Source organism: Rathayibacter rhapontici (assembly GCF_001995175.1).
Taxonomy (GTDB): domain Bacteria; phylum Actinomycetota; class Actinomycetes; order Actinomycetales; family Microbacteriaceae; genus Rathayibacter.
The window spans coordinates 1-26,541 of record NZ_MUKN01000007.1 but is presented as its reverse complement, the minus strand read 5'-3'; the positions used below and the strand labels follow the sequence as shown (position 1 = coordinate 26,541).

The window sequence follows — 26,541 nt, the reverse complement described above, 5'->3', positions numbered from 1 at the left end:
GTCCACGATACTAGCGGCCGGTGACCCGGCGGCCCGGTCGCCGCGATCCGCCCCTCCCGCGCCGTTAGGATCGAGCCCATGTGTGGAATCGTTGGATACGTCGGCGCGCGAGACAGCCTGGCCGTGCTGCTCGGAGGCCTCAAGCGACTGGAGTACCGCGGGTACGACTCCGCGGGCGTGGCGGTGATCGACGCCGACGGCGTGATCGACAGCCGCAAGCGCTCGGGCAAGCTCAGCGTGCTGGTCGACGACCTCGAAGCGCACCCGCTGGCGCAGGGCACGACCGGCATCGGCCACACCCGGTGGGCCACCCACGGCGGGCCGACCGACCGCAACGCCCACCCGCACCTCGCCGACGACGGCAAGCTCGCCGTCATCCACAACGGCATCATCGAGAACTTCCAGCCGCTGAAGGAGGAGCTCGCCGCCGAGGGCGTGGTCTTCGAGAGCGAGACCGACACCGAGGTCGCCGCGCACCTCATCGCCCGCGAGTACCGCCGAACCGGCGACCTCGTGCTCGCCTTCCAGGCGATCGTCGCCCGGCTCGAGGGCGCCTTCACGCTGCTCGCCCTGCACCAGGACCAGCCGGGCGTCGTCGTCGGCGCGCGCCGCAACTCCCCGCTCGTGATCGGCCTGGGCGACGGCGAGAACTTCCTCGGCTCGGACGTCGCGGCGTTCGTCGAGTTCACCCGCCGCGCGGTCGCGATCGGGCAGGACCAGATCGTCACGATCACCCCGGACCTCGTCACCGTCACCGACTTCTTCGGGCAGCCGGTCGAGACCGAGCCGTTCGAGATCGCGTGGGACGCCTCCGCCTCCGAGAAGGGCGGCTGGTCGAGCTTCATGGCGAAGGAGATCACCGAGGGCCCCGAGGCCGTCGCGAACACCCTGCGCGGCCGGATCACCGACGGCACGATCACCCTCCCCGAGCTCGAGGGTCTGGACCCGGTTCTGACGGAGATCGATCGGATCACGATCATCGGCTGCGGCACCGCCGCGTACTCGGGCATGGTCGCCAAGTACGCGATCGAGAAGTGGGCCCGCGTGCCCGTCGAGGTCGAGCTCAGCCACGAGTTCCGCTACCGCGACCCGGTGCTCACTCCCCGCACGCTCGTCGTCTCGATCAGCCAGTCGGGCGAGACGATGGACACGCTCATGGCGGTCAAGTACGCCCGCGAGAAGGGCGCGAAGACGCTCTCGGTCTGCAACACCCAGGGCGCCACGATCCCGCGCGAGTCGGACGCGGTGCTCTACACGCACGCGGGCCCGGAGGTGGCGGTCGCCTCGACCAAGGCCTTCGTCGCGCAGATCGCGGCCCTCTACCTCTTCGGGCTGCACCTCGCGACCGTGCGCGGAGCCTCCTCCGCCGAGGTCGTCGCGGCACAGGCCGCCGAGCTGGCGGCGATCCCCGAGAAGCTCTCGAAGGTGCTCGACGCGTCGGACGCCATCGTCCAGCTCGCCGGCTGGATGGCCGACACCCGCGCGGTGCTGTTCCTGGGCCGCCACGTCGGCTACCCGGTCGCGCTCGAGGGAGCGCTCAAGCTCAAGGAGCTGGCCTACATCCACGCCGAGGGCTTCGCGGCCGGCGAGCTCAAGCACGGGCCGATCGCGCTCATCGAGCCGGGCCAGGTCGTCTTCGTGATCGTGCCGAGCCCGAGCGAGTCCTACGAGCTGCAGCGCAAGGTGATCTCGAACATCCAGGAGATCAAGGCGCGCGGTGCCCGCGTCATCGCGATCGCCGAGCAGGGCGACACCGCCGCGATCCAGATCGCCGACGAGGTCGTGCCGATCCCGCTCGCCGACCCGCTGTTCGAGCCGCTGCTCGCGGTCACGCCGCTGCAGATGTTCGCGATGGAGCTCGCGACGGCGAAGGGCCTGGACGTCGACCAGCCGCGCAACCTCGCCAAGTCGGTCACGGTCGAGTGACCCTGCCGTGATCGTGGGGATCGGCGTGGACGTGGTGGACCTCGCCCGGTTCGGCCGGGCGATCGACCGCACCCCGCGGCTGCGCGACCGCCTGTTCGCTCCGAGCGAACGGGGTCTGCCGATCGCCTCCCTCGCCGGACGGTTCGCGGCGAAGGAGGCGTTCATCAAGGCCCTCGGCGACTCGGCCGGGGCGCGCTGGCACGACATGGTCGTGGAGCGTGACGAGCACGGGAACCCCTCGTTCGCCCTGCACGGAGCGGCCCGGGCGGCCGCGGACGCGCGCGGCATCACCCGGGTGCACCTGTCGATGAGCCATGACGCGGGCATCGCGACGGCGTTCGTGGTGGCCGAGTCGTGACCGCTCCGCTGTCCTTCCGCGAGGCGCTGATCGACGCCGACGCGATCCGGAGGAACGTCTCCCGGCTGCGCGAGCTGACCGGTGCCCGCCGCCTGATGGCCGTGGTGAAGGCGAACGGCTACGGGCACGGCGCCGTGACCGCCGCGCAGGCCGCGCTCGCGGGCGGGGCCGACGCCCTCGGCACCGCCGACCTCCACGAGGCGGTGGCGCTGCGCGAGGCCGGTGTGCTCGCTCCGCTGCTCTGCTGGCTGCACGACCCGGGCGAGGACTTCGACGCGGCGATCGAGCACGGGATCGACGTGGCGGTCTCGTCGCTCGCCCAGCTGGAGGCGGTGGCCCAGGCCGCCGAGGACCGCGGAGGCCGAGCCGCCGTGCAGCTCAAGCTCGACACGGGACTCAGCCGCAACGGGGCCCCCGAGCAGGAGTGGCCGCTGCTCGTGGAGGCCCTCGTGCGGCACGTGCAGCGCGGCACCGTGCACCTGACGGGCGTGCTCTCGCACCTCTCGAACACCTCGCGCGCAGAGGACCTCGCGCAGCTCGCGCTCCTGTCCCGCGGGGAGGAGCTCCTCCGGTCGAGCGGCGTCCCGGCCCCGATCGTGCACCTGGCGGCCACCGCCGGTGCGCTGAGGATCCCGGAGGCGCGCCGGGACATGGTGCGCGCCGGCATCGGCGTCTACGGGCTCTCGCCGTTCGACGATGAGACGTCGCTCGAGCTCGGCCTCGTGCCCGCGATGACGCTGCACGGACGCGTCGCGGGGGTGCGCCGCATCGATCGGGGCACGGGGGTCAGCTACGACTACACCTACCGAGCGGAGGGGGGCACCGGCGTCGCGCTCGTCCCGTTCGGCTACGCCGACGGCATCCCGCGCAGCGCCTCCGGAGTCGCCGAGGTGGCGATCAGGGGGAGGCGCCACCGCATCGCGGGCCGGGTCGCGATGGACCAGTTCGTCGTCGAGGTGGGCGACGCCCCGATCGAGGTCGGCGATGCCGTGACGCTGTGGGGAGACCCGACGACGGGGGTCCCCTCGGTCGACGAGTGGGCGCGCTGGTGCGGCACGATCAACTACGAGCTCGTGACGAGGATCGGACCGCGGGTGCAGCGCCGGGTGCTGGGCGGCGATCGTGTCTGACCGCTCCCGGTTCGCCGATCTGAGCGTCGAGGTCGTCGATCCCGAGGCGATGGAGGAGCTCGGGCGCGAGCTCGGCCGCACTCTGCGGGCGGGGGATCTGCTCGTGCTCACCGGCCCTCTCGGCGCCGGCAAGACGACCTTCACCCGGGGCCTGGGGGAGGGGCTCGACGTGCGCGGCCCCGTGACCAGCCCGACCTTCGTGATCGCGCGCACCCATCCTCCGCTGCACGACGGCCCCCCGCTCGTGCACGTCGACGCCTACCGGGTCGGCTCGGCCGTCGAGCTGGACGACCTCGACCTCGACCTCGAGCGCTCGGTCGTGGTCGTGGAGTGGGGTGCGGGGCTCCTGGACGGGGTCGCCGACTCCTGGCTCGACATCGTGATCGAGCGGCCGACGGCGGGATCCGACGCTGCGGAGGGCGAGGAGCCGATCGAGCCGCGGACGGTGCGCTTCCGCGGCATCCGCTGGGCCTGAGCACGCCCGTCGCGCGCGGGTAGCCTGTCAGGGTGCTGCTCGCGATCGACACCTCCTCCGGAACCTCCGTCGCCGTCGTGGACGACGCGGGCGGCGTGCGCTCGGACCTCGTCGAGACCGACACGATGCGTCACGCCGAGGTCGTGGGTCGTCTGATCGCCCGGGCGCTCGAGGAGGCGGGGGTCGCTGCCGCGGGCATCGACGCCGTCGCCGTCGGGATGGGCCCCGGGCCGTTCACCGGTCTCCGCGTCGGCATCGCGGCGGCCCGCGCCTTCGCCTTCGGCCGCGGCATCCCCACCCTCCCCGTGGTGTCGCACGACGCCGTCGCGCTGGCCGCCCTCCGCGACGGCCGGGACCCGGGATTCCTGGTGGTCACCGACGCGCGTCGGCGCGAGCTCTACTGGAGCGCCTACGACGGGCTCGACGCCCAGGGGCTGCCCGTCCGTCCGAGCGGCCCCGGCCTCGACAAGCCCGACGCGCTGCCGTTCCCCGAGCTCCCGCGGCTCGAGGCCTCCACGGTGTCGGCCGCGGCGCTCGGAGTGGTCGCCGCGCTCGCCCGCGCGGCCGGCCGCACTCCTCCCGCCGACGAGCCGCTCTACCTCCGCTCGCCCGACGTGACCCTGTCGGCCGGTCCCAAGCGGGTGACCGCGTGAGCGCCCTCCGCGAGGCGACCCCCGCCGACCTCGACGCGATCATGGCGATCGAGGAGTCGGAGTTCACGAGCGACGCCTGGTCGAGCCGGATGATGGCCGAGGAGACCAGGAGCGCGCACACCCGCTACCTGGTCGCGGAGGAGGACGGCGTCGTGCTCGGGTACGCGGGGCTGCTCTGCCCCCGAGGCGCGCACGAGGCCGATGTGCAGACGATCGCCGTGCTCGCCTCCGCCCGCCGCCGCGGCCTCGGCCGGCGCCTGCTCCGGGCGCTGCTCGACGAGGCCGTCCGCCGCGGGGCCCGCGAGGTGTTCCTCGAGGTGCGCGCCGACAACCCCGGTGCGCAGACCCTCTACCGTTCGGAGGGCTTCGAGGAGATCGGAGTCCGCCCCGCCTACTACCAGCCCGACGGAGTGGACGCGCTCGTGATGCGCGCAGCGCCCTCCCGGGCGTCGGAGGAGACCGCATGAGCGACGGACCGCTCGTCCTCGGGATCGAGACCAGCTGCGACGAGACCGGCATCGGCGTCGTCCGCGGCACGACGCTGCTCGCCAACACCATCGCGTCGTCGATGGACGAGCACGCGCGCTACGGAGGCGTGGTGCCGGAGGTCGCGGCCCGTGCGCACCTCGAGGCGCTCGAGCCGGCGCTGCGCGCGGCGCTCGCCGAGGCCGGAGTGACGCTCGAGGAGCTCGACGCGATCGCCGTCACGAGCGGCCCCGGGCTCTCGGGTGCGCTCATGGTCGGCGTCGGCGCGGCCAAGGCCCTCGCCGTCTCGCTCGGGAAGCCCCTCTACGCGGTGAACCACCTCGTCGGCCACGTGGGCGCGGACGTCCTCCGGGCCGACGGCAGCGAGGGGAGCCCGGTCGAGGTCCCCACGATCGCGCTGCTCGTCTCGGGCGGGCACACGTCGCTCCTGCACGTGCGCGACCTGGTCTCGGACGTCGAGCTGCTCGGCGAGACCATCGACGACGCGGCGGGGGAGGCGTTCGACAAGGTCGCGCGCGTCCTCGGCCTGCCCTACCCCGGCGGCCCGCAGATCGACCGGGTGGCGGCCGACGGCGATCCCCGCGCGATCCGGTTCCCGCGCGGCCTGAGCCTGCCGAAGGACCTCGAGCGGCACCGCTACGACTTCTCGTTCTCGGGGCTCAAGACCGCTGTGGCGCGGTGGGTGGAGAAGCGCCAGGACGCCGGCGAGGAGGTGCCGGTCGCGGACGTGGCCGCGAGCTTCCGCGAGGCCGTGGCCGACGTGCTGCTCACGAAGGCCGTCGCCGCCTGCCGCGACCGCGGGGTGCCGAGACTGCTGCTGGGCGGCGGAGTGGTCGCCAACGCGCGGGTGCGGGCGCTCGCCCAGGAGCGCTGCGCGGCCGCGGGGATCACGCTGCGGATCCCGGCGCTCTCGCTGTGCACCGACAACGGCGCGATGATCGCGGCGCTCGCCGCTCAGCTGATCGAGGCCGGGCACCCGCCGTCGAGCCTCGACTTCAGCGCGGACTCCACGCTGCCGGTCACCGAGATCCAGGTGCAGTAGCCGAGCTCCCGGGCCGGCACAAGCGGCGCTCAGGCTTTTGACAGTCCTCGGCGGCGGCTGCCACGCTGGCGTCTCCTGTTCCGATCAAGGGGGATCCCATGACCACTCCGTACACGCCCGCCACCGACCGCTACAACATCCTGGCGATCATCGGCTTCATCGCCTCGTTCTTCGTGTCCGTCGTGGGCATCGTGCTCGGCTTCATCGCTCTGTCGCAGATCAAGCGCACCGGGGAGAAGGGGCGCGGTCTGGCGATCGCCGCCGTCGTCATCGGATTCGCGGCGATCATCGTCTACACGATCGTCGGCGTCCTGTTCTTCGCCGCCCTGGCCACCGTCCCCTCCACCGGGTACTGAGCCGGCCGGTCCCTGCGGGGACCGTAGGCTGAACGGAGCTGTGCGAGGGGAGAGCGCGTGAACGACGAATCGGCGATCGATCGGTCCGCCGGGACGCCGGTGCCCCCGCCCCCCGCACCTGACGCGGTCGACCCGTCGGCGGCCTACCCGCCGCCGACGGGTCCCGCGCACCCGGACGAGCCCTCGCCGAATGCGCCGGCGCTCCGCCCGCCCCTCGAGGGCCTCGCGGTCGCCGCACTCCTCTGCGGGATCCTCGGGCTCGCGCCGGCCGCGATCGTCCTCGGACACGTGGGGCTGGTGCGAGCCCGCCGCTCCGGTCGGCGCGGCGGCGGCTTCGCGATCGCCGGGTTCGTGCTGGGCTACCTCGTCGTGGTCCTGGCCGTCCTCGGGTTCCTGGCGTACACCGCCTTCGTCGGGGGCCTGCGGAGCGACGGGTACCTCCCGAGCTGAGAGGGGGGGCGCTGGATAGACTCGGCCGCATGAGCGACAGCACCGCGCCCGGCTCCGAGGAGCGTCCGGATCCCGCCCCCGTGCCGCCGGTTCCGCCCGTGCCGCCGGTTCCGCCTGTGCCGCCGGTTCCGCCGGTTCCGCCTGCTCCGCCTGCTCCGCCCTCGACGTCGGTGCCCGCGCCCGGCACCGGAGCTCCGCGCACGGACGCCCCGTCCTACGGGACGCCGATGCCTCCGAGCCCCGCGCCGGCGTACGCCTACGCTCCGCCCGCACCGGCCCCGCCCAAGACCCTCAGCCTGACGGGCATGATCATCGGCATCGCCGGCCTCGTGATCACGATCTTCGCCTGGGGCTTCGGATTCCTCCTGTCCGCTCCGGCCGTCGTGCTCGGGTTCCTCGGGCGTCGACGCGAGCCCGGTGCCCGCGGCTTCGCCCTGACCGCGATCATCACGGGCTTCGCCGGGATCCTGATCTCGCTGATCTACCTGGCGATCACCGTGGTCATCGTCGTCGTGGCGGTCCAGTCGGCCGGCTCCTAGCCGCTCGCCTGCGCCACCCTCTCGGCCAGCAGGGCGCGGTGGCGGCCCTGCACCCGCGTCAGGATCAGGACGGCGCTGCCCCGGCCGGAGAGGCCCAGCTCCTGCGGAACCGCGCAGGGTCGACGTCCACCCCGCGCTTCTTGATCTCGAGCACTCCGATGCCGCGTCCGCGCAGCTCCTTCGCCAGCGTCCGCTCGTCGAGGGGCAGCTCGGCGAGGACGCGGAAGCTGCGCAGGAACGGCGAGGACGAGGGCTCGTCGCCCGTGAGGTACGCGATGCCGGGCGAGAGCATCCGCGAGGCGCTCGCCCGCGCCAGCTCGCCGAGCAGTCGCGCCCGGATGGCGGATCCGTCCGGCTCGTGCACGTAGGCGCCGAGCTCGCCGACCTCCTCGTCGTCGGCGTCCGAGGCGGCGGTCAGCTCTGAGGCTCCGTGCGCTCCGAGCAGCAGAGCGGAGCGGCGGACGCCGGGGCGGGCGAGCGCTCCGAACCAGAGCCCCGTCTCGACCAGGTCGCCCTCGACCGAGACCCACTGGGCCTCGGCGTCGGCCGGGATCCGCTCGCGGTCGAAGCCCGGGCCCACCTTGACGCCCACGGGCAGGCTCTCGGCGAGGCCGAAGGCGAAGTCGAGCGAGGGGGAGTACTCGTCCGGGTCGTCCAGGCGCCGCGTCTCGCGGTGGCCGGCGGTGCGGCGGGCCGGGTCGAGGTAGACGGCGTCGTAGCCGTCGAGGTCGAACGACTCGGCGTCGGCGTGCACCGCGCGCGCGAGGGGAAGGGGGCCAGGTTGAAGCTCGCGAGCGTCGCGGTGACCTCGTCGGCGTCGACGGCGGTCACCTCCAGGTCGATCGCGGCGAGGGCCAGGGCGTCGCCGCCGATGCCGCTGCCGAGGTCCGCGACTCTGCGGGTGCCGGCCGCCGCGAAGCGCCCCGCGTGCAGCGCCGCGACCCGCAGGCGGGTGGCCTGCTCGAGTCCGGCATCGGTGAAGAGCATCGAGCGGGCGAACTCGCCGAACTTCCCCTGCGCCTTCTCGCGCAGCCGCGACTGGGTCAGCACCGCGGCGACCAGCGCGGGGGAGTGGCCCTCCGACCGGAGCCGCGCGACGGCCCGCACGAGGTCGTCGGAGCGGTACCCGTCGAGGGAGTCGAGGAGCCGGAGCCCCTCCGGGGAGAGGAGCTCGACCAGCTCGTCGCGATGCATCCGGCCATGGTAGGCCACGGTGTCCCCGCCGCTCCGACGTCCTCCCGTGACGCTCCGCTTGGCACTCTGATTGCACGAGTGCCAGCTCAGCCTCTACAGTGGATCTAGCACTCTCGGAGCGTGTGTGCCAGAACCGCGCTCCGCCACATCGTCGTCAAGAAAGAGGTCAACCGTGTCGGTGTCCATCAAGCCGCTCGAAGATCGCATCGTCATCAAGCAGGTCGAGGCGGAGCAGGTGACCGCTTCCGGTCTCGTCATCCCCGACACCGCCAAGGAGAAGCCGCAGGAGGGTGAAGTCGTCGCCGTGGGCCCCGGCCGCATCGACGACAACGGCAACCGCGTCCCCCTCGACGTGGCCGTGGGTGACAAGGTCATCTACTCCAAGTACGGCGGAACCGAGGTCAAGTTCTCGGGCGAGGACCTGCTGGTCCTCTCCGCTCGCGACGTCCTCGCGGTCGTCGTCCGCTAGGACGCGTCCCGAGAAGGGCCCGGCGACCCAGGTCGCCGGGCCCTTCGTCGTCCCCGGCCGGTCCCCCTCCCGACGGGTGGCCTGATCCGGCCGTCGGATGGCCGTTCCGAGCCGATCACCGGGTGCCGGCGTGCGTAGCATCGGACGGGTGTCCGCCTCCCGCACCCCCTCCGAGCCCGACCTGACGAGCACCCCGGCGTCCGCGGGCGAGGGCGTCGAGGTTCTCCCGGAGTCGCGGGCCCGCGCCGGTGCGATGTCGTCGACGGGACTGTGGTTCGGGTTCGGCGCCTACCTCCTCTGGGGCGCGATGCCGCTCTACTTCATCGCGATGGCACCGGCCTCGCCCTTCGAGATCGTCGCCTTCCGGGTGATCTTCTCGCTCGTCTTCTGCCTGATCCTGCTGACCGCGACGCGCAGCTGGGCCGGGTTCCTCGGCCTCTTCCGCGAGCCGCGGCTGCTGGGGGCGATGGCGCTCGCCGGGGCGCTGATCTACGTGAACTGGCAGGTCTACGTCATCGCGACGACGACCGGCCACGTCATCGAGGCGGCGCTGGGCTACTTCATGAACCCGCTCGTCACGGTGCTGCTGGGCGTGCTCGTGCTGCGGGAGCGGCTCCGGCCCGCCCAGTGGATCGCGATGGCGATCAGCGCGGTCGCGGTGCTCGTCATCGCGGTGGGCTACGGCTCGTTCCCGTGGGTATCGCTCGCGCTCGCCTTCTCCTTCGGCTTCTACGGACTCGTGAAGAGCCGGGTCGGCGGCCGGATCGACGCGGTGTCGGGACTGACGCTCGAGACGCTCTGGCTGACTCCGCTCGCGATCGTGCAGCTCGCCGTGGTGGGGTCGCTCGTCGGTCTGACCTTCGGGACGGAGGGCACGGGGCACGCCCTGATCCTGGCGTCGGCAGGCATCGTCACGGCCGTCCCGCTGCTGCTGTTCGCGGGAGCCGCCCGTCGTCTGCCGCTGTCGATCGTCGGGTTCATCCAGTACCTGACGCCGTTCCTGCAGTTCCTCGTCGGCGCGTTCGTGCTCCACGAGGCGATGCCGCCCGAGCGCTGGCTCGGCTTCGCGCTGGTGTGGACCGCGCTGGTGATTTTCTCAGTCGACCTCGTCGCGGCGGAGCGCAGGAGGCGCCGAACGCCGGCGTGATGTGCGGATCACGTTGCTGAGAGCGGTTGCTGCTGCCGGAAGTAACGATCCGGTCGCGAAATCCGTTCGTAACACCCCCGTATTGTTCACGGCCTCCTCGAAGGTTACGTTTGCCGAGCGGTTGCCTCCGGCACCGCTCTGACGACAATCACTCTCAAGGAGCAACATGGGCGTTTACGCGAAGGCCGGTTCGGCTCGCGCACGGTCCCTCCGGGCAACCCTCGGCGGTGTCGCCATCCTGGGCGCCAGCGCACTCGTCCTCGCCGGCTGCGCCGGCGGCGGCGAGACCGAAGCGGGCACGGACAGCGGCGCATCCGGCGACCTCTCCCTCAAGATCGGCGCGATCCTGCCGCAGACCGGCACGCTAGCCGTCCTCGGCCCGCCCGAGTTCGCCGGTGTCGACCTCGCGGTCGCCGACATCAACGAGGCCGCCGCAGGCATCACCATCGAGGCGGAGCCGAAGGACTCGGGCGACACGTCGACCGACATCGCGACGCAGTCCGCCACCTCGCTGATCGCCGACGGCGTCTCCGCCATCATCGGCGCCGCGTCGTCCGGAGTGTCGAAGACCTTCATCGACCAGGTGACCCAGGCGGGCGTCGTGCAGATCTCGCCGGCCAACACCTCGCCCGACTTCACCACGTACGAGGACGACGGCTACTACTGGCGCACCGCTCCCTCGGACGTGCTCCAGGGACGCATCCTCGGCAACAAGATCCTGGGCGACGGCAAGACCAACGTCTCGATCCTGTACATGAACGACGCGTACGGCACCGGTCTCGAGAAGAACATCAAGGAGACCCTCGAGGCCGGCGGAGCCACCGTCGCCGCGGAGGAGATCTTCGAGCCCGCCTCGACGGACTTCAACTCGGCTCTGACCACGGTGCTCGCCCCGAACCCCGACGCGCTCGTCGTGATCTCGTTCGACGAGATCAAGACGATCGCGGAGCAGCTCGCGGCGAAGGGCTTCGACTTCTCGAAGCTCTACGGCACGGACGGCAACTACGGCGTCATCGGCGAGTCGGACACCAACGTCGACATCGCCGGCGCGCAGTTCACCAACCCGGGCGTCCAGGCGTCGGAGGACTTCCAGTCGAACCTCCAGGCCCTCGTCGAGGAGCAGGGCAACGACCCGCTGACGGTGTTCAGCTACGCTCCCGAGTCCTACGACGCCACCGTCCTGCTCGCCCTCGCGGCGCTGCAGGGTGGTGCGACGGACGGTGCGACCATCCGCGACAACCTCGAGTCGGTCTCGAAGGAGGGCACGGAGTGCACCTCCTTCGCCGACTGCGCGGCCCTGCTCGCCGACGACGAGGACATCGACTACAACGGTCTCTCCGGCCCGATCTCGTTCGACGAGAACGGCGACCCGAGCGAGGCCTCCGTGTCGATCTACAAGTACTCGGAAGGCAACGTCACCTCGTTCGAGGAGACCGTCGACGGCTCGCTCGAGTAACGACGACACTGTGACGCGACCTCGGTCGTGACGCGGGGAGGGGCTCGGTCTTCGGACCGGGCCCCTTCTGCGTGCCTGGGGAGGGGCGGCGGGGCTCGCTCCGAGTCGACGGTCGGGAGGGATGCGCGTGCGATCTGTAGGGGATCCTCGTCGTGGCTGCCTCGTCAATGCGGCGGAAAGTGATTTCCGGCCCGCAGTGCCTGCAGATGGTGCGGATACCTGCAGACGGTTCGGATGCCTGCACATCGTGCGGGTGCCTGCAGACGGTGCGGGTGCCTGGAGACGGTGCGGGTGCCTGCAGAGGGTGCGGATGCCTGCAGACGGTGCGGATGCCTGCAGAGGGCGCGGGCCCCGAGGTGGGTGCGGGGCTGCGGGTCGCACGCCGGACGACACGAGGGCGCCCTCCGGACCGTGGTCCGAGGGGCGCCCTCGTGAGCGTCGCGCGTCAGCGGGTCCGGCGCACGACCCGCACGGCACCGGCGGGCACCGTCAGGGCTCCGGCCGCCTCCGCTCCCGTCAGCAGCTCCACGCCCGTCGTGTCGACCAGCAGGTCGTCGCCGGAGTGGTTCAGGAAGAACGCGAAGTCGGCCTCGTCGCCCTCGCGGGTCACCGTCTCCAGGCCCTCGGGGGAGAGCCGGGCCTCGATGCCCGCGTCGCGCAGAGCGTCCTCGACGATCGAGCCGAGGTCGTCGCCCGAGACGCGCGTGGAGACGTACCAGGAGCGTCCCTCGCCGTAGCCGTGGCGCGTGACGGCGGGTCCGCCGGCGGCCGGTCCGTCCACGTAGTCCGCCACGGCGTCCGCGCTCTCGAGAACGAGCTCCTCGGCCCAGCCTGACGCCGAGGCGCCGGTGCTGAGCGCGACGGTCTCGTCGGCGTGCAGCGGCAGGAACTCCGGCACCGCCACTCCGAGCACCTCGCGGAAGGCGCCGGGGGCGCCGCCGGCGTGCACGGCGTCGTTCTCGTCGACCACGCCCGAGAAGTAGGAGGCGACGAAGGTGCCGCCCCGTCGCACGTAGTCCTCGACGTTGGCCTTCGACGCCGCGTTGACCAGGTAGAGGGCCGGGGCGAGCACGATGTCGTACGAGGAGAGATCGGAGTGCGGGTGCGCGAAGTCGACGCTCACCCCGCGGCGCCAGAGCTCGGTGTAGTACGCGATCACGCGCTCGCGGTGCTCGAGCTCGACGGAGGGGCGCCACTCGAGGTCCTGGGCCCAGAACGACTCCCAGTCCCAGAGGATCGCGGCACGGGCGTGCACCCGTGAGCCGAGCACCTCGGCGAGTCCGGCGAGCTCGTCGCCCAGAGCCACGACCTCCTTCCAGATCCGGCTGCCGACACCGGCGTGCGGCAGCATCGCCGAGTGGAACTTCTCCGCTCCGTAGCGCGACGCGCGGAACTGGAAGTAGAGGATCGCGTCGGCGCCGCGGGCGAGGTGGCTCATGCTGTTGCGGGCCAGCTCGCCGGGGCGCTTGGCGATGTTGCGCGGCTGCCAGTTGACGGCCGAGGTGGAGTGCTCCATCAGGATCCACGGGGCACCGCCGGCCAGGGACCGGGTGAGGTCGGCGTCGAGGGCGAGCAGGACGTGGTTGTCGGCGCGCTCGGCCACGAGGTAGTGGTCGTTGGCGACGAGGTCGACCTCGTCGCGCCACTTCCACAGGTCGACCGACGGGCAGTTGGTCGCCATGAAGTTGGTGGTGACGGGGGTGTCCGGGGCGAAGCGCTTGATCGCGTCCCGCTCGGCGCGGAAGCACTCGAGCAGTGCGTCGGAGGTGAAGCGCGCGAAGTCGAGGCGCTGCGTCTGGTTCACGACGCTCGCCGAGACGCGCGGCGCGTCGATCTCGTCCCACTCGCCGTAGACCTGGCCCCAGAAGAGCGTGCCCCAGGCGCTGTTGAGCGCGTCGAGGGAGGAGTAGCGGCGCTGCAGCCAGGCGCGGAACGCGCGGACGCTGTGGTCGGAGTAGTCGTCGCTGATCGGAGCGCCGTACTCGTTGTGCACGTGCCAGAGGACGACGGCGGGGTGGGAGCCGTAGCGCTCGGCGAGGCGCTCGGTGAGAGCGACGCAGGCAGCGCGGTACTCGGGGGAGCTCGGGCTCACCATGCCGCGCGAGCCCCAGCCCAGCGTGACGCCCTCCCGGGTGACGGGTCGCGACTCCGGGTACTTCTTCCAGAACCAGGCGGGAGGCGCGGCGGTCGGAGTCGCGAGGTCGACGTCGATGCCGGCGGCGTGCAGCAGCCCGATCAGCTCGTCGAGGAACGAGAAGTCGTACTCGCCCTCGCGCGGCTCGAGCAGCGCCCACGAGAAGATGCCGATGCTGACGAGGTTCACCCCGGCGCTGCGCATGAGGGCGATGTCCTCGTCCCACACCTCGCGCGGCCACTGCTCGGGGTTGTAGTCGCCGCCGTAGCGGACCTCGGAGCGGCCGCCGAGCAGCGCCCGGCCGGGGCGGCCGAGGACGGCGGTGCGCGGGGTCTCCGCGACCGCGTCGGCGACGGGGGAGCTGAGGTCGGTGGTCATGCGGAGATCTCCTTCGAACTGTGTGCGCTCCCAGTTCTAGCACGGTGATTCGCCTCAGGAGGTCGCACCGGGAGCCTGGAAGCGCCCTGAATCCGCGCATTCCTCCGAATTGACAGGCCGCGGTTCCGTGTGTGTAACTGTAACCGCTCACAGGTACACCGTCGTCCATCCCTCGTCGGAGCGCCCGTGCACCACCACCACACAGCACTTCGACAAGGAGGACGAATGCGCACATCACTCCGCAGGGCCGCCATCGCGACCGCGGCCGCCGCCGCCCTGACTCTCACCGGCTGCACCGCATCCGGAGACACCGGCGAGTCCGGCACCGTGAACCTCAACTACTGGGCCTGGGCGCCGAACCTCGAGCAGGTCGTCGACATCTGGAACCAGCAGAACCCCGACATCCAGGTCACCGTGAACAAGCAGGACGGCGGCGACCCCGCCATCACCAAGCTGCTCACGGCGATCAAGGCCGGCAGCGGCGCTCCGGACCTGATCCAGGCCGAGTACCAGAAGATCCCGACCCTCGTCTCCTCCGACGCGCTCGCCGACATCTCCGACTCCGTCTCGGACGACCTGGCCGGCGAGTACTCCGAGGGCGTCTGGAGCTCGGTCACCCTCGGCGGCGACGCGGTCTACGCGATCCCGCAGGACTCGGGCCCGATGATGGCCTACTACCGCACCGACATCCTCGACAGCCTCGGCCTCGCGGTGCCGACCACCTGGGACGAGTACGCCGAGGTGGCGCGCGCCGTCCACGCGGCCGACCCGACGAAGTACCTCGGCACCTTCTCGGCCAACGACGCGGGCTGGTTCACCGGTCTCGCGCAGCAGGCCGGAGCCTCCTGGTGGTCCATCGACGACCAGAGCTGGGGGGTCGACATCGACGCCGGCCCGACCGAGCAGGTCGCCGAGTACTGGGGCGGACTCGTCGAGGAGGGCGCCATCGACAACAAGCCGATGTACACGCCCGAGTGGAACGCCGGACTGAACGACGGCTCGCAGGTCGGCTGGATCAGCTCCGTCTGGGCTCCCGGCGTTCTCGGCGGCAACGCCCCCGACACCGCCGGTCTCTGGACCGCGGCGACGCTCCCGCAGTGGGACGCGTCCGCGCCCTCGAACGGCAACTGGGGCGGCTCGAGCACGGCCGTCACCACGCAGTCCGACCACGTCGAGGCCGCCGTCGAGTTCGCCACCTGGCTGAACAGCGACCCCGAGGCCGTCGCCGCTCTGGCCGACATCTCGGGCGTCTACCCGGCCGCGACCGAGGCCGCCAGCCCGGCGCTGACGACCGCTCCCGAGTTCTTCAGCCAGCAGGCCGACTTCTACGACATCGCGTCGGAGGCGGCGGGCTCGGTGTCGAGCTTCACCTACGGCCCGAACGTGAACGTCGCGTTCAGCGCCTACAACGACGAGTTCGCCAAGGCGGCCGACGCGAGGACCCGCCAGGCCTTCGTCGACGCCGTCGCCGAGATGCAGTCGATCACCACGGACGACCTGGTCTCCAGCGGCTTCTCCGTGAACTGACGGTGACGGAGGCGGGGTCCCCCGGCCCCGCCTCCGCACCGTCCCCTCCGTGCAGCGGCATCGCCCCTGCACGGGCAGACCACCCCCAGCAAGCAGGACGAGGACCAGCGATGACCGCTCCCACGATCACCCGAGCACCGGACGGCAGTGTCTCGTCGAACCGCTCGAGCCGCCCCGCCGCCCGCCGCTCCGGCCGCTCCGGCTGGCGCTCGCGGGTCGGCATCCCCTACGCGATGCTCGCCCCCGGCATCGTCCTCTTCGTCGCGTTCATGGCGGCGCCCATCGTCTACACGCTCTTCCTCAGCTTCCAGAAGCGCCAGGTCACCGGCCTGGGACTGGGCTCGGGAGCCCAGACGCAGGTCTTCGCCGGCGTCGAGAACTACGTCTCCGCCCTGTCCGACCCCGAGTTCGGCGCGAGCGTGGGCCGGGTCCTGCTCTACGGGCTCATCCTCATCCCGTGCATGCTCGGCCTCGCGCTGCTGTTCGCACTGCTGCTCGACTCGCAGCGCACCCGCGCGGTCGGCTTCTCGCGGATCTCGATCTTCCTGCCCTACGCGGTGCCCGCCGTCATCAGCTCGCTGCTCTGGGGCTTCCTCTACCTGCCCGCGGTCAGCCCCTTCTACTACGTGTTCGAGCGGCTGGGCTGGGACGCCCCGAGCCTGCTCTCCTCCGGAGCCGTCATCTTCGGCATCGCGAACATCGCGCTCTGGGGCGGCGTCGGCTTCAACATGATCGTCATCTACACCTCGCTGAAGGCGGTGCCGTCGGACATCTACGAGGCGGCCCGGATCGACGGCGCCAGCGAGGTGCAGATCGCCCTGCGCATCAAGATCCCGATCCTCGCGCCGGCCCTGGTGATGACCGCGCTGTTCTCGATGGTCGCGACGCTCCAGGTGTTCGCCGAGCCGACCACGCTGCGCCCGCTGACCAACAGCCTCTCGACGAGCTGGTCGCCGCTCATGCTCGTCTACCGCGACGCGTTCACCCGCGACGACATCTACTCCGCCGCGGCGACCTCCGTCGTGATCGCCCTGGCCACCTTCATCGTCTCCTTCCTCTTCCTCCGGGTCGTGCAGAAGCGAGCCTTCGGACAGGAGGACTGATCCATGACCACCGTCGCCCCCCGCCTCGGCACCACCGCCCCCTCGACGCGCTCGTCCCGCTCGCCCCTCGCCCGCCGCGAGCGGCCGAGCATCCTCTCGACCGGGATCCTCCTCGTCGGCGCGATCTACTGCCTCTTCCCCGTCTTCTGGGTGCTCATGGCGTCGACCAAGGACGGCGGCGAGCTGTTCTCGACGTTCACCCTCGCCCCCAGCACGCACCTCTTCGACAACATCGTCGCGCTGACCTCGTACCGCGACGGGCTCTTCTGGCGCTGGATGCTGAACACCGCGCTGTACGCCGGCCTCGGCGCGATCGCCTCGACCTGGATCTCGGCGCTCTCGGGCTACGTGCTCGCGAAGTTCGAGTTCCCGGGCAAGAAGGTCGTGTTCAACGTCCTGCTGATGGGCGTGCTCGTCCCCGGCGTGATCCTCGCCATCCCGCAGTACTTCCTGCTCGCGAACGTGGGCCTCACGAACACGTTCTGGGGCGTCCTGCTCCCGCAGATCATCAGCCCCTACGGCATCTACCTGGCGCGGATCTACGCCGCGGCGGCCGTGCCGACCGACGTGATCGAGGCGGCCCGCACCGAGGGCGCCAAGGAGATGTACATCTTCACCCGCATCGCGACGCCCATGCTGCTCCCGGGCCTGGTGACGATCTTCCTCTTCCAGTTCGTCGCCATCTGGAACAACTTCATGCTCCCGTACATCATGCTCGGCAACGACGAGCTGTTCCCCCTGACGGTGGGTCTGAACGGCCTGCTGAACCAGGGCGCCTCGGCCCCCTCGCTCTACACGCTGGTCATCACCGGAGCCCTGCTCTCGGTCATCCCGCTGATCGCGATCTTCCTGGTCCTGCAGCGGTTCTGGAAGGTCGATCTCGCCGCCGGCGCGGTCAAGGCGTGATCGTCGGCGAGCCGCGGGCGGCGGACGGCCCGAGCCCTAAGCTGGCCGGGTGACCACCGCCTCCGGCCGCCAGAGACCGACGATCGAGCACGTCGCGCTGGAGGCGGGCGTCTCCCGCGGCACCGTCTCGCGCGTCCTCAACGGGGGCAAGTGGGTCAGCCCGGACGCGAAGACCGCCGTCGAGACGGCGATCAAGAAGACCGGCTACCGGGTGAACCCCCACGCGCGCAGCCTCGCGACGAACCGGACGAACTCGGTGGCCTTCCTCCTCACCGAGGAGCACCAGCTGCTGTTCGAGGACCCGAACTTCTCCACCCTGCTGACCGGCACCGCCGCGGCGCTCGCCGAGCGCGACGTCTCGCTCGTGCTGATCATGGCGGGCAACGTGTCCGAGCAGAAGCGGGCGCTCGCCTACCTCGGCGCGGGTCACGTCGACGGCGTGCTGCTCGTCTCGGCGCACGGCGGCCAGGGGCTGCTGCGCGAGATCCAGGACCTCGCGGTCCCGGCGATCGCGTGCGGCATCCCGCTCGGCTACGAGAAGCGGATGGGCTACGTCGCCGCGGACGACGAGGAGGGCGCGCGCGAGATGGTCGCGTACCTCCGCTCGCGCGGCCGCACGCGCGTCGCGACGATCGCGGGCCCGCCGGATCTGCCGGGCGGCCTCGTGCGCCTCGCCGGCTACCGGCGCGAGCTCGGCGACGGGTACGACGAGGGCCTCGTGCGCTACGGCGACTACAGCCGTGCGAGCGGCGATCGGGCGATGACGGAGCTGCTCCGCGACCGGCCCGACGTCGACGCCGTCTTCGCGGCGAACGACCGCATGGCGGCCGGGGCGATCGATGCGCTGGTGCGCGCCGGCCGGCGGGTGCCGGAGGACGTCGCCGTCGGCGGCTTCGACGACTCCAGTGTCGCGGTCTCGACCGAGCCGCCGCTGACGACGATGCGCCAGCCGTTCGGCCGCATCAGCGCCGAGATGGTGCGCCTGCTGCTGCAGAGCATCGCGGGGGAGAAGCCCGCGGCGATCATCCTGCCGACCGAACTGATCGAGCGCGCGTCCGCCTGACGGGGACGCGCGCTCGAGAGCGGTGCTCGGAGGGCCTAGGAGGCGCGCAGCAGCTCGGCCTCCTGAGCGAGGCGGTAGGTCACGAACGAGCGGCTGTAGCTGCTGCGCTTGCCGCCGCGGGTCTCGGCGATGACGACCTGGGCGTAGACGCCGACGACCGACCAGCGCTCGTAGTCGCCGATGGCTCCGGTGCCGAAGACGGCGCCGAGGGCGACGGGGGCGGGGGTGTAGCTCTTCATGCGCGGCTCCTTCGAAGGGGGTCGAGCGGCGGGGGCCACCGCCAGGGCGGTGTCGTCCGTCGGGCTGCGACCGGAAGGTGCCTCCGACCAGGAGGAACGTGCTCGGTGCACCCCGCCGGGGTGACGTCTCGTGTCCCCAAAATTACGGCACCGGCCCCGTAGATCCGGCCCTCCGACGGGGGGTGCAGTGACGGAGAGATCCTCGTCCGTCGCGGATCGACGGTGCGGCCGGATCAGCTCCAGCCGCAGAAGTCCTCGGCGATGAACTCGTAGAGCTCCCCGCGCACCGCGTCGCTCACTCCGATCGGCACGACGCCCTCCGCGCCGCCCTCCGGAGCGACGACGACCGGGAAGAAGGTGCCGCGCTTGTCCTCGGCGACGGTGTGGGTGCTGCAGTTCACCGGGACGATCGCCAGGTCGAGCACGAGCGGCTCCGAGTCGGCGTCGACGCGCACGCCCACCGGCCACACGTCCCCGGACGCGGGCCGGAGCAGGATCGTGCCGCGCACCTCCGCGATCCGCACGGCTCCCGGCGCGCCGGTCGGCGTCACCGTCAGTGCGAGGTGGGCGACGGGTCCGTCGGGCTCCTGCGTCACGGTCACCCCGTCCGCGGGCTCGATCGTCACCACCTCGGCGAGCCGCTGGGCGAGGCAGTCCTCCTCGTGCACCCGGGCGAGGGTGCCGAAGGGGTCCTCCGGCTCGACGACGGAGGTCCCCGAGGAGTCGGCGGTCGTCCAGGCGAGGCGGATGCGGCCCGCGGAGTCGTCCCCGCCGCAGTCGGGCTCCGGCAGCTGGAGGCGCAGGGCCGTCGTCGTGCCGGCGCGCACAGTGGTGGGCCGGGGCGTCCAGGCGGGATCGACGAAGGCGGGGGAGTCCAGCCGCGCCTCCCACACCTCCAGTGCCTCGCCGCCGCCGTTGGCCACGAGCACCTCGAGCCGCCTCGGGCCGTAGTCGTCCCGGTTCTGCCGGATGCCCACCGAGACGTCGTCCGGCAGCGCGGCGGCGGGCGCGGGCACGCAGCCCGCCAGCAGCGTCGGGAGCAGCGCGGTCGAGACGGCCGCGGCGATGCGTCTCATGCGGTGCCTCCTCGCGGGGGACGACGAGGGCCCGCCGCCGCCTCGCGGCGGACGACGGGCCCTCGCAGGGAGCGGAGGCGTCAGCCTCCGACGGTGGGCGTGCTCGTGGTGACCTCGTTGGTCGTCGCGAGCGTGCCCAGGTAGAGCTCGATCACCTTGGGGTCGTTCATGAGCTCGCGCCCGGCGCCCTCGTAGGCGTCGCGACCCTGGTCGAGCACGTAGCCGCGGTCGCAGATCTGCAGCGCACGGCGCGCGTTCTGCTCGACGATCATGATCGAGACGCCCGCGCGGTTGATCCGCTGGACGTTCACGAACGTCTCGTCCTGGCGCATCGGCGACAGGCCGGCGCTCGGCTCGTCCAGGAGCAGCATCGACGGGTCCATCATCAGGGCCCGCGACATCGCCACCATCTGGCGCTCGCCGCCCGAGAGCGATCCCGAGCGCTGCTTCAGGCGCTTGGACAGCTCCGGGAACAGCTCCGTCACGAACTCGAGGCGCTGGCGGTACATCTTCGGCTTCTGGTACATGCCCATCTCGAGGTTCTCCTCGATGGTGAGCGACGGGAAGACGTTGTTGTTCTGCGGCACGAAGCCGACGCCCTTCGAGACCAGCTTGTCGGCCTTCATGCCGGTGATGTCCTCGCCGTTGAGCAGCACCGTGCCCTGGCGGATGTTCACCAGCCCGAACATCGCCTTCAGGAGCGTCGACTTGCCCGCGCCGTTCGGGCCGATGATGCCGACCAGCTCGCCCTTCTTCACGTAGACGTTCGAGCCGTTGAGGATGTTGACTCCCGGCACGTACCCCGCGTGGAGGTCGTGCGTCTCGAGGGTGTTGCCGGTCACTTGTCGTCCTTTCCGAAGTCGACGGCGGGCGCGTCCGTGGTGGGCGCGACGCTCGTCGGAGCGACGTCCGCGGCGTGCGCGGTGGTGGCGGAGCCGGTGGCCGGGGCGGCGGCGGGAGGGGTGGGCGGCACGAGGCCGGCCTCCTCCGCCTGCTTCTCGACGTCCTCGCGGACGAGGTCCGACTCCATCTCCTCCGCGATCTCGAGCTGGCCCTCGACGGTGCCGAGGTCGGTGTCGTGGTGGGCGCCGAGGTAGGCGTCGATGACGGCCGGATCGTTCATCACGGTGGAGGGCGGACCCTCCGCGACGACCTTGCCCTCGGCCATCACGATCACCCAGTCGGCGATCGTGTTGACCATGTGCATGTCGTGCTCGACGAAGAGGACGGTCATGCCCTCGTCCTTCAGGTTCACGATGTGCCCCAGGAGCGACTGGGTCAGCGCCGGGTTCACGCCCGCCATCGGCTCGTCGAGCATGACCAGCTCGGGCTCGGACATGAGCGCCCGCGCCATCTCGAGGAGCTTCTTCTGACCGCCCGAGAGGCTCGACGCGTAGTCGTCCTTCTTCGTGTCCAGCTTGAACTTCTCGAGCAGGCTGATCGCCCGTGCCTCGATCGTGTCCTCCTCCTTCGACCACAGGGGCTTGAAGAGGGACGTGAAGATGTTCTCGCCCTTCTGCCCCTTGGCGCCCAGGAGCATGTTCTCGAGCACCGTCATGCCGCCGAGGGCCTTGGTGAGCTGGAACGTGCGCACCATGCCCATCCGCGACACCCGGTACGCGGGGACGTTCGCGAGGTTCTTGCCCTTGAAGTTCCAGCGCCCGGTGTTGGGCTTGTCGAAGCCCGTCAGCAGGTTGAAGAACGTGGTCTTGCCGGCTCCGTTGGGGCCGATCAGGGCGGTGATGGAGCCACGGGGGATCTCGACGTGCGCGACGTCGACCGCGGTCAGGCCGCCGAAGCGCCGGCTGACGCGGTCGGCGACCAGGATGGGGTCCTTCTTCTTGACCCCGGGGACGATGGTGTCCTCGGTGATGTCCGAGACCGGCGTTTTAGGCAAAGTGCAGATCCTTCTTCTTGCCGAAGATCCCCTGTGGTCGGAAGATCACCAGGAGCATGAGCGCGATCCCCACCACGATGAACCGGATGGGTCCGGTCTGCACCGTCGTGAGGCGGATGATGTCGTTGCTGAGGACACCGGTGTCGATCCCCAGGGTGAGCAGACCGTCGGTGAGACCGAGGACGACCCAGAAGATGATCGACCCGGCCACGGGCCCGAACACCGTGGCGGCGCCGCCCAGCAGCATGATCGTGTAGAGGAAGAACGTCAGCTGGGTGCCGTAGTTGTCGGGCTGCAGCGAGCGGGGCAGGATGAACAGCGCTCCGGCCAGGCCGCCCAGCACGCCGCCGAGGACCAGCGCCTGGATCTTGTACGAGAAGACGTTCTTGCCGAGCGAGCGCACGGCGTCCTCGTCCTCGCGGATGCCCTTGATGACGCGGCCCCAGGGGCTGCGCATCAGGAGGAACACGAGGAGGCAGGCCAGGCCCACGAGGCCCCAGCCCACGATGCGCACCCACCACTGGTCCTGGTTGTAGGTCAGGATCCCGATGCCCCAGCGGCCCTCCGGGAGCGGGTTGAGGTCGTTGAAGGCGCGGGCGGCGCCGTTGATGCCCTCCGAGCCTCCGGTGATCGCCGAGAACTCGGGCGTCTTGACCGAGAGCCGGATGATCTCGGCCGCCGCGATCGTCACGATCGACAGGTAGTCGGCGCGCAGTCGCAGAGTCGGGATGCCCAGGATCAGGGCGAAGACGGTCGCCGCGACGATGGTCGCGAGGAAGGAGCCCCAGACGGGCCACTCGAACTTGACCGACGTGATGGCGAAGGCGTAGCCGCCCACCGCCATGAAGCCGGCCTGTCCGAAGTTGAGGAGGCCGGTGAATCCGAAGTGGATGACCAGGCCGATCGTCGCGAGCGCGTACGCCGCGACGGTGGGATCGACGATCTGCCCGATCGCCAGCCAGATGAAGTTGAGGTTCATGGTGTCCTAGCCGATCCGTTCCTTGCGGCCCAGGATTCCCTGCGGCCTGACCAGGAGGATGATGATCATGAGGATGAGCGGAGCCACGTACTTGAGGTTCTCCGGGATCCACACGGTCGAGATGTTCATCATGAGTCCGATGATGAGCGAGCCGACCAGCGCGCCGTAGGCGGAGCCGAGGCCTCCCAGCGTGATCGCCGCGAAGATCAGCAGCAGGATCGACGCTCCGGTGTCCCAGCGCAGCGACTGGTAGTAGCCGATGTAGACGCCGGCGAGAGCCGCCAGCGCGCCCGAGAGCACCCAGACCACGCGGATGACGCGCTCGACGTTGATGCCGGAGGCGGAGGCGAGGGCCCGGTTGTCGGACACCGCGCGCATCGCCTTGCCGATCTTGGTCTTCGTCAGCACGAGGGCGACTCCGACGATGCAGATGATGCCGACGACGGCGCCGACGATGTCGGTGAACTTCAGGCTGATCCCGAGCGCCTCGACCGTGAAGAACGGCGCGGTGCTGTTCGGGAGCGAGAGGCGGTCGGCTCCGAAGAAGAAGACGTAGATGTAGCGCAGGGCCAGCGAGAGGCCGATCGTGACGATCATCAGCGGGATGAGCTGGATGCCCTTCTTCCGCAGCGGCTTCCAGAGCAGGCCGTCCTGCACGTAGCCGAACGCCCCGCCCAGGATCACCGCGATCGGGATCGCCACCAGCGCCGGGAGGCCGAAGACCCCGGAGAAGAGGTACGCCATCAGCGCGCCGAAGGTGACGAGCTCGCCGTGCGCGAAGTTGTTCAGGCCGGTGACGCCGTAGATCAACGAGGCGCCGATCGCCGCCAGGGCGATCAGGAGGCCGAAGATCAGGCCGGTGACGACCTTGGGCCAGAAGGTGATCCAGAAGGTGTCGGCCGAGACCGGCGTGGTCGTCGTGCTCGAGGTGCCGTCGGGGTTCGTCGCCGTGTTGCCGGTCGTGCCCTCGGTCGCCGGGGAGGTCGGACCCGCGGAGTCCGTGGGGACGGGGGCCGTCGCTCCGGTGCCGATCGGGTTCGCCGTCGAGACGATGAAGTTCACGATCTGGTTCTGCGAGGCGACGATGCTCACCTCCTTCGGGTTCTGACCCGCGGCGGGGTAGCCCTTGTCGGCGGGGAGGGTCGCCTCGTCGACGGTGATGGTGAAGTCGCCGGGCTCCTCGAGGGGGAAGACCGCGCGGCCGTCGGCGCCGGTGGTGAGCGTCGCCGAGGAGTCGCCCTCGATCGCGATCGAGACGCCGGCGAGGTTCTCGTTGGTGCCCTGCACCCGGACCCAGGCGATGATCGACTGGTCGGCGGTGGTCTCGGCCGTCGCGGCCGGAGCCGCGGCCGCGAGACCGGTCAGGGTCGCGGCGAGCAGGCCGACGGCGAGGAGGCGGCGGCGCAGTCCGCTGAACGGGGCGCGGGTGCGCGACGGCCGTGCGCGGGACGGGCTAGCTGTCGCCACGGGGCGCCTCCCTGTCCGTCGGGTACGGGGTCGTCGAGCGCTTGTGGCGCGTCGACCGGGGAGCTGTGAGCAAGACGTTTACCTCTCGTCAGGGTGCACAGACGGAAACTGACTCCGGGCACGCCCGAACAGCCGTCGTCAAACAACGTTGGTTGACCATACGTTCCGCATGTGTCGGCGGTGTTTCACCGGCGGCACATCCGCGTGACCACATTATGCGGGGCGGAGAGCGCTCCAGCGGACTCGAACGGGTGACAGACGCGGTGGCGGCGCCTCCCGGGCGGGCGACAGAGCCGCAGCAGGCAGGAATAGAGGAGCGCCTCCGGCGCTTAAGATCGAGTATCCGGGGCTCCCGGGCCGGATGCCCGCCGTCACCCCGGGCACCCGCTGTCGACCTGTTAGGGGCATTGATGGACCAGCCGGATCCCTTCGGATTCCTCGGACTCACCTACGACGACGTCATGCTCCTGCCGGGGCACACCGACGTCATCCCGAGCGAGGCCGACACGACCTCCCGGCTCACCAAGCGCATCACCGTCGCGACGCCGCTGCTCTCAGCGGCCATGGACACGGTGACCGAGGCGCGGATGGCGATCGCCATGGCCCGCCAGGGCGGGCTCGGCGTCCTGCACCGCAACCTCTCCATCGCGGACCAGGCCGACCAGGTCGACCGGGTGAAGCGCAGCGAGTCGGGCATGGTCTCCAACCCCGTCACGACGTCCCCCGACGCCACCGTCGCGCAGGTCGACGAGCTGTGCGGGCAGTACCGCATCAGCGGCCTCCCCGTCGTCGACTCCACCGGGGTCCTCGTCGGCATCATCACCAACCGCGACATGCGCTTCGTCTCGCCGTTCGAGAAGGCCTCGACCCTCGTCCGCGACGTCATGACCAGCTCCGGCCTCATCACCGGCCGCGTCGGCATCCCCGACAGCGAGGTCATCGCGCTCTTCGCCCAGCACAAGATCGAGAAGCTGCCGCTGGTCGACGAGCAGGGCAAGCTCGCCGGGCTCATCACCGTCAAGGACTTCGACAAGTCCGAGCAGTACCCCAACGCCACCAAGGACGGCGAGGGGCGCCTGCGCGTCGGCGCCGCCATCGGCTTCTTCGGCGACGCCTGGCAGCGCGCGACCGCACTCCTCGAGGCCGGAGTCGACGTCATCGTCGTCGACACCGCCAACGGCGACTCCGCGGGCGTCCTCGACATCATCCGCCGCCTGAAGTCCGACTCGGCCTTCGCCGGAGTCGACGTCATCGGCGGCAACGTCGCCACCCGCTCCGGCGCCCAGGCGCTCGTCGACGCGGGCGCGACGCCATCAAGGTCGGAGTCGGCCCCGGCTCCATCTGCACCACCCGCGTCGTCGCCGGAGTCGGCGTGCCCCAGGTCACCGCCGTCTACGAGGCCTCCCTCGCCGCCCGCGAATCCGGCGTGCCCGTGATCGCCGACGGCGGCCTGCAGTACTCGGGCGACATCGCCAAGGCCCTCGTCGCCGGCGCCGACACCGTCATGCTCGGCTCGCTGCTCGCCGGCTGCGAGGAGAGCCCCGGCGACCTCGTCTTCCAGAACGGCAAGCAGTTCAAGACGTACCGCGGCATGGGATCGCTCGGAGCGCTGCAGACCCGAGGGGAGCGCACCTCCTACTCCAAGGACCGCTACTTCCAGTCCGACGTCCCCACCGACGACAAGCTCATCGCCGAGGGCATCGAGGGCCAGGTGCCCTACCGCGGACCGCTCGCGAACGTGGCCTACCAGCTCGCCGGCGGACTCCGGCAGTCGATGTTCTACGTCGGCGCGCGGACCATCACCGAGCTCAAGCAGCGCGGCAAGTTCGTGCGGATCACGGCGGCGGGGCTGAAGGAATCGCACCCGCACGATGTGCAGATGGTGGTGGAAGCTCCGAACTACCGGCGCTGAGCGCTGCTGGTGGGGTGGGTCGACGTCGGATCGCGATGGCGGCCCCTCTGCCCGATGGGCCTGCGGCCCATACGCCCACCACACCGGAGGGGCCGCCATCCCGATCCGCCGTCGACCCCGTCCCGGGAGTCGGCGGCGGTTCTGCGTGAGGCGGAACGCCGGACGCAGCGCGAGCGGCG

At 71.0% G+C, this 26,541-nt stretch carries 24 protein-coding genes and 2 pseudogenes; 18 read left to right on the top strand and 8 right to left on the bottom strand.

Features of this window, described 5'->3' with window-relative positions:
- The first annotated feature begins 78 nt into the window (after positions 1–78).
- From glmS to B0T42_RS03500, 10 genes are all read left to right on the top strand, one after another.
- A complete protein-coding gene (gene glmS, locus B0T42_RS03545; RefSeq protein WP_077221969.1) occupies positions 79–1,926 on the top strand; it encodes a glutamine--fructose-6-phosphate transaminase (isomerizing) in 1,848 nt (615 codons plus the stop codon).
- Between the two features lie 7 nt (positions 1,927–1,933).
- A complete protein-coding gene (locus B0T42_RS03540) occupies positions 1,934–2,284 on the top strand; it encodes a holo-ACP synthase (RefSeq protein ID WP_077221968.1) in 351 nt (116 codons plus the stop codon).
- Complete coding sequence (gene alr / locus B0T42_RS03535) at positions 2,281–3,414, top strand: alanine racemase (RefSeq protein ID WP_077221967.1); 1,134 nt, start codon at positions 2,281–2,283, stop codon at positions 3,412–3,414. The genes B0T42_RS03540 and alr overlap by 4 nt, the downstream gene beginning before the upstream one ends.
- 49 nt (positions 3,415–3,463) lie before the next feature.
- Positions 3,464–3,889 carry a tRNA (adenosine(37)-N6)-threonylcarbamoyltransferase complex ATPase subunit type 1 TsaE gene (gene tsaE / locus B0T42_RS03530; RefSeq protein WP_077222009.1) on the top strand — a complete coding sequence of 142 codons (426 nt, stop codon included), beginning with the start codon at positions 3,464–3,466 and terminating at the stop codon, positions 3,887–3,889.
- A gap of 32 nt (positions 3,890–3,921) precedes the next feature.
- The gene (gene tsaB / locus B0T42_RS03525) at positions 3,922–4,542 is read left to right on the top strand and encodes a tRNA (adenosine(37)-N6)-threonylcarbamoyltransferase complex dimerization subunit type 1 TsaB (protein ID WP_077221966.1); all 621 of its coding nucleotides are present in this window, start codon (positions 3,922–3,924) and stop codon (positions 4,540–4,542) included.
- On the top strand, positions 4,539–5,009 hold the full coding sequence (rimI, locus tag B0T42_RS03520) for a ribosomal protein S18-alanine N-acetyltransferase (RefSeq protein WP_236720092.1): 471 nt from the start codon (positions 4,539–4,541) through the stop codon (positions 5,007–5,009). The genes tsaB and rimI overlap by 4 nt, the downstream gene beginning before the upstream one ends.
- Positions 5,006–6,070 (top strand): tRNA (adenosine(37)-N6)-threonylcarbamoyltransferase complex transferase subunit TsaD, encoded by a 1,065-nt coding sequence (tsaD, locus tag B0T42_RS03515; RefSeq protein WP_077221965.1) that lies wholly within the window; start codon positions 5,006–5,008, stop codon positions 6,068–6,070. Before rimI ends, tsaD begins: the two co-directional genes overlap by 4 nt.
- A 98-nt stretch (positions 6,071–6,168) precedes the next feature.
- Complete coding sequence (locus B0T42_RS03510) at positions 6,169–6,426, top strand: DUF4190 domain-containing protein (RefSeq protein WP_077221964.1); 258 nt, start codon at positions 6,169–6,171, stop codon at positions 6,424–6,426.
- Between the two features lie 57 nt (positions 6,427–6,483).
- Positions 6,484–6,876 carry a DUF4190 domain-containing protein gene (locus tag B0T42_RS03505; RefSeq protein ID WP_077221963.1) on the top strand — a complete coding sequence of 131 codons (393 nt, stop codon included), beginning with the start codon at positions 6,484–6,486 and terminating at the stop codon, positions 6,874–6,876.
- A 227-nt stretch (positions 6,877–7,103) separates the two neighbouring features.
- Positions 7,104–7,415: a hypothetical protein gene (locus B0T42_RS03500; RefSeq protein WP_139344404.1), complete on the top strand. Its 312-nt coding sequence runs from the start codon at positions 7,104–7,106 to the stop codon at positions 7,413–7,415.
- On the opposite strand, the pseudogene B0T42_RS03495 reads toward B0T42_RS03500, so the two are convergent.
- A pseudogene (locus tag B0T42_RS03495) lies at positions 7,412–8,609 on the bottom strand (class I SAM-dependent methyltransferase). The gene B0T42_RS03500 and the pseudogene B0T42_RS03495 overlap by 4 nt on opposite strands.
- 172 nt (positions 8,610–8,781) lie before the next feature.
- Here B0T42_RS03495 and groES point away from each other — a divergent pair.
- The 3 genes from groES (at position 8,782) to B0T42_RS03480 (ending at position 11,681) form a co-directional block, all read left to right on the top strand.
- On the top strand, positions 8,782–9,078 hold the full coding sequence (gene groES / locus B0T42_RS03490) for a co-chaperone GroES (RefSeq protein ID WP_055787236.1): 297 nt from the start codon (positions 8,782–8,784) through the stop codon (positions 9,076–9,078).
- A gap of 253 nt (positions 9,079–9,331) precedes the next feature.
- Positions 9,332–10,225, top strand: a complete 894-nt coding sequence (rarD, locus tag B0T42_RS03485) for an EamA family transporter RarD (protein WP_094742665.1) — start codon at positions 9,332–9,334, stop codon at positions 10,223–10,225.
- Between the two features lie 166 nt (positions 10,226–10,391).
- Entirely contained in the window at positions 10,392–11,681 is a 1,290-nt protein-coding gene (locus B0T42_RS03480; RefSeq protein ID WP_077221960.1) for an ABC transporter substrate-binding protein, read from the top strand.
- A 445-nt stretch (positions 11,682–12,126) separates the two neighbouring features.
- Here B0T42_RS03480 and B0T42_RS03475 read toward each other — a convergent pair whose 3' ends face one another.
- Entirely contained in the window at positions 12,127–14,193 is a 2,067-nt protein-coding gene (locus B0T42_RS03475; protein WP_077221959.1) for a beta-galactosidase, read from the bottom strand.
- Between the two features lie 225 nt (positions 14,194–14,418).
- Here B0T42_RS03475 and B0T42_RS03470 point away from each other — a divergent pair, with 225 nt between their 5' ends.
- The 4 genes from B0T42_RS03470 (at position 14,419) to B0T42_RS03455 (ending at position 18,792) form a co-directional block, all read left to right on the top strand.
- Complete coding sequence (locus B0T42_RS03470) at positions 14,419–15,720, top strand: ABC transporter substrate-binding protein (protein ID WP_077221958.1); 1,302 nt, start codon at positions 14,419–14,421, stop codon at positions 15,718–15,720.
- A 110-nt stretch (positions 15,721–15,830) separates the two neighbouring features.
- Complete coding sequence (locus B0T42_RS03465) at positions 15,831–16,823, top strand: carbohydrate ABC transporter permease (protein WP_056866526.1); 993 nt, start codon at positions 15,831–15,833, stop codon at positions 16,821–16,823.
- A 3-nt stretch (positions 16,824–16,826) separates the two neighbouring features.
- Positions 16,827–17,729 carry a carbohydrate ABC transporter permease gene (locus tag B0T42_RS03460; protein WP_077221957.1) on the top strand — a complete coding sequence of 301 codons (903 nt, stop codon included), beginning with the start codon at positions 16,827–16,829 and terminating at the stop codon, positions 17,727–17,729.
- 49 nt (positions 17,730–17,778) lie between these two features.
- On the top strand, positions 17,779–18,792 hold the full coding sequence (locus B0T42_RS03455; protein WP_077221956.1) for a LacI family DNA-binding transcriptional regulator: 1,014 nt from the start codon (positions 17,779–17,781) through the stop codon (positions 18,790–18,792).
- A 35-nt stretch (positions 18,793–18,827) separates the two neighbouring features.
- Here B0T42_RS03455 and B0T42_RS03450 read toward each other — a convergent pair whose 3' ends face one another.
- From B0T42_RS03450 to B0T42_RS03425, 6 genes are all read right to left on the bottom strand, one after another.
- On the bottom strand, positions 18,828–19,031 hold the full coding sequence (locus tag B0T42_RS03450) for a hypothetical protein (RefSeq protein WP_055787429.1): 204 nt from the start codon (positions 19,029–19,031) through the stop codon (positions 18,828–18,830).
- Positions 19,032–19,264: 233 nt separating this feature from the next.
- Entirely contained in the window at positions 19,265–20,107 is an 843-nt protein-coding gene (locus B0T42_RS03445) for a hypothetical protein (RefSeq protein ID WP_077221955.1), read from the bottom strand.
- A gap of 80 nt (positions 20,108–20,187) precedes the next feature.
- On the bottom strand, positions 20,188–20,949 hold the full coding sequence (locus B0T42_RS03440) for an ABC transporter ATP-binding protein (protein WP_055787436.1): 762 nt from the start codon (positions 20,947–20,949) through the stop codon (positions 20,188–20,190).
- Complete coding sequence (locus tag B0T42_RS03435; RefSeq protein ID WP_077221954.1) at positions 20,946–22,004, bottom strand: ABC transporter ATP-binding protein; 1,059 nt, start codon at positions 22,002–22,004, stop codon at positions 20,946–20,948. Before B0T42_RS03435 ends, B0T42_RS03440 begins: the two co-directional genes overlap by 4 nt.
- Positions 21,997–22,983 (bottom strand): branched-chain amino acid ABC transporter permease, encoded by a 987-nt coding sequence (locus B0T42_RS03430; RefSeq protein ID WP_077221953.1) that lies wholly within the window; start codon positions 22,981–22,983, stop codon positions 21,997–21,999. Before B0T42_RS03430 ends, B0T42_RS03435 begins: the two co-directional genes overlap by 8 nt.
- Positions 22,984–22,989: 6 nt before the next feature.
- Positions 22,990–24,450 carry a branched-chain amino acid ABC transporter permease gene (locus B0T42_RS03425; RefSeq protein WP_236720091.1) on the bottom strand — a complete coding sequence of 487 codons (1,461 nt, stop codon included), beginning with the start codon at positions 24,448–24,450 and terminating at the stop codon, positions 22,990–22,992.
- Positions 24,451–24,860: 410 nt separating this feature from the next.
- Between B0T42_RS03425 and guaB the strand changes: the two are divergent.
- Positions 24,861–26,362: pseudogene (gene guaB / locus B0T42_RS03420) on the top strand (IMP dehydrogenase).
- Positions 26,363–26,541 lie beyond the last annotated feature (179 nt).

Coding starts and splice junctions, on each gene's coding strand:
- glmS (WP_077221969.1), top strand. CDS start 79: ATGTGTGGAATCGTTGGATACGTCGGCGCGCGAGACAGCCTGGCCGTG.
- tsaE (WP_077222009.1), top strand. CDS start 3,464: ATGGAGGAGCTCGGGCGCGAGCTCGGCCGCACTCTGCGGGCGGGGGAT.
- tsaD (WP_077221965.1), top strand. CDS start 5,006: ATGAGCGACGGACCGCTCGTCCTCGGGATCGAGACCAGCTGCGACGAG.
- B0T42_RS03510 (WP_077221964.1), top strand. CDS start 6,169: ATGACCACTCCGTACACGCCCGCCACCGACCGCTACAACATCCTGGCG.
- B0T42_RS03500 (WP_139344404.1), top strand. CDS start 7,104: ATGCCTCCGAGCCCCGCGCCGGCGTACGCCTACGCTCCGCCCGCACCG.
- rarD (WP_094742665.1), top strand. CDS start 9,332: ATGTCGTCGACGGGACTGTGGTTCGGGTTCGGCGCCTACCTCCTCTGG.
- B0T42_RS03480 (WP_077221960.1), top strand. CDS start 10,392: ATGGGCGTTTACGCGAAGGCCGGTTCGGCTCGCGCACGGTCCCTCCGG.
- B0T42_RS03475 (WP_077221959.1), bottom strand. CDS start 14,193: ATGACCACCGACCTCAGCTCCCCCGTCGCCGACGCGGTCGCGGAGACC.
- B0T42_RS03470 (WP_077221958.1), top strand. CDS start 14,419: ATGCGCACATCACTCCGCAGGGCCGCCATCGCGACCGCGGCCGCCGCC.
- B0T42_RS03465 (WP_056866526.1), top strand. CDS start 15,831: ATGACCGCTCCCACGATCACCCGAGCACCGGACGGCAGTGTCTCGTCG.
- B0T42_RS03460 (WP_077221957.1), top strand. CDS start 16,827: ATGACCACCGTCGCCCCCCGCCTCGGCACCACCGCCCCCTCGACGCGC.
- B0T42_RS03450 (WP_055787429.1), bottom strand. CDS start 19,031: ATGAAGAGCTACACCCCCGCCCCCGTCGCCCTCGGCGCCGTCTTCGGC.
- B0T42_RS03445 (WP_077221955.1), bottom strand. CDS start 20,107: ATGAGACGCATCGCCGCGGCCGTCTCGACCGCGCTGCTCCCGACGCTG.
- B0T42_RS03430 (WP_077221953.1), bottom strand. CDS start 22,983: ATGAACCTCAACTTCATCTGGCTGGCGATCGGGCAGATCGTCGATCCC.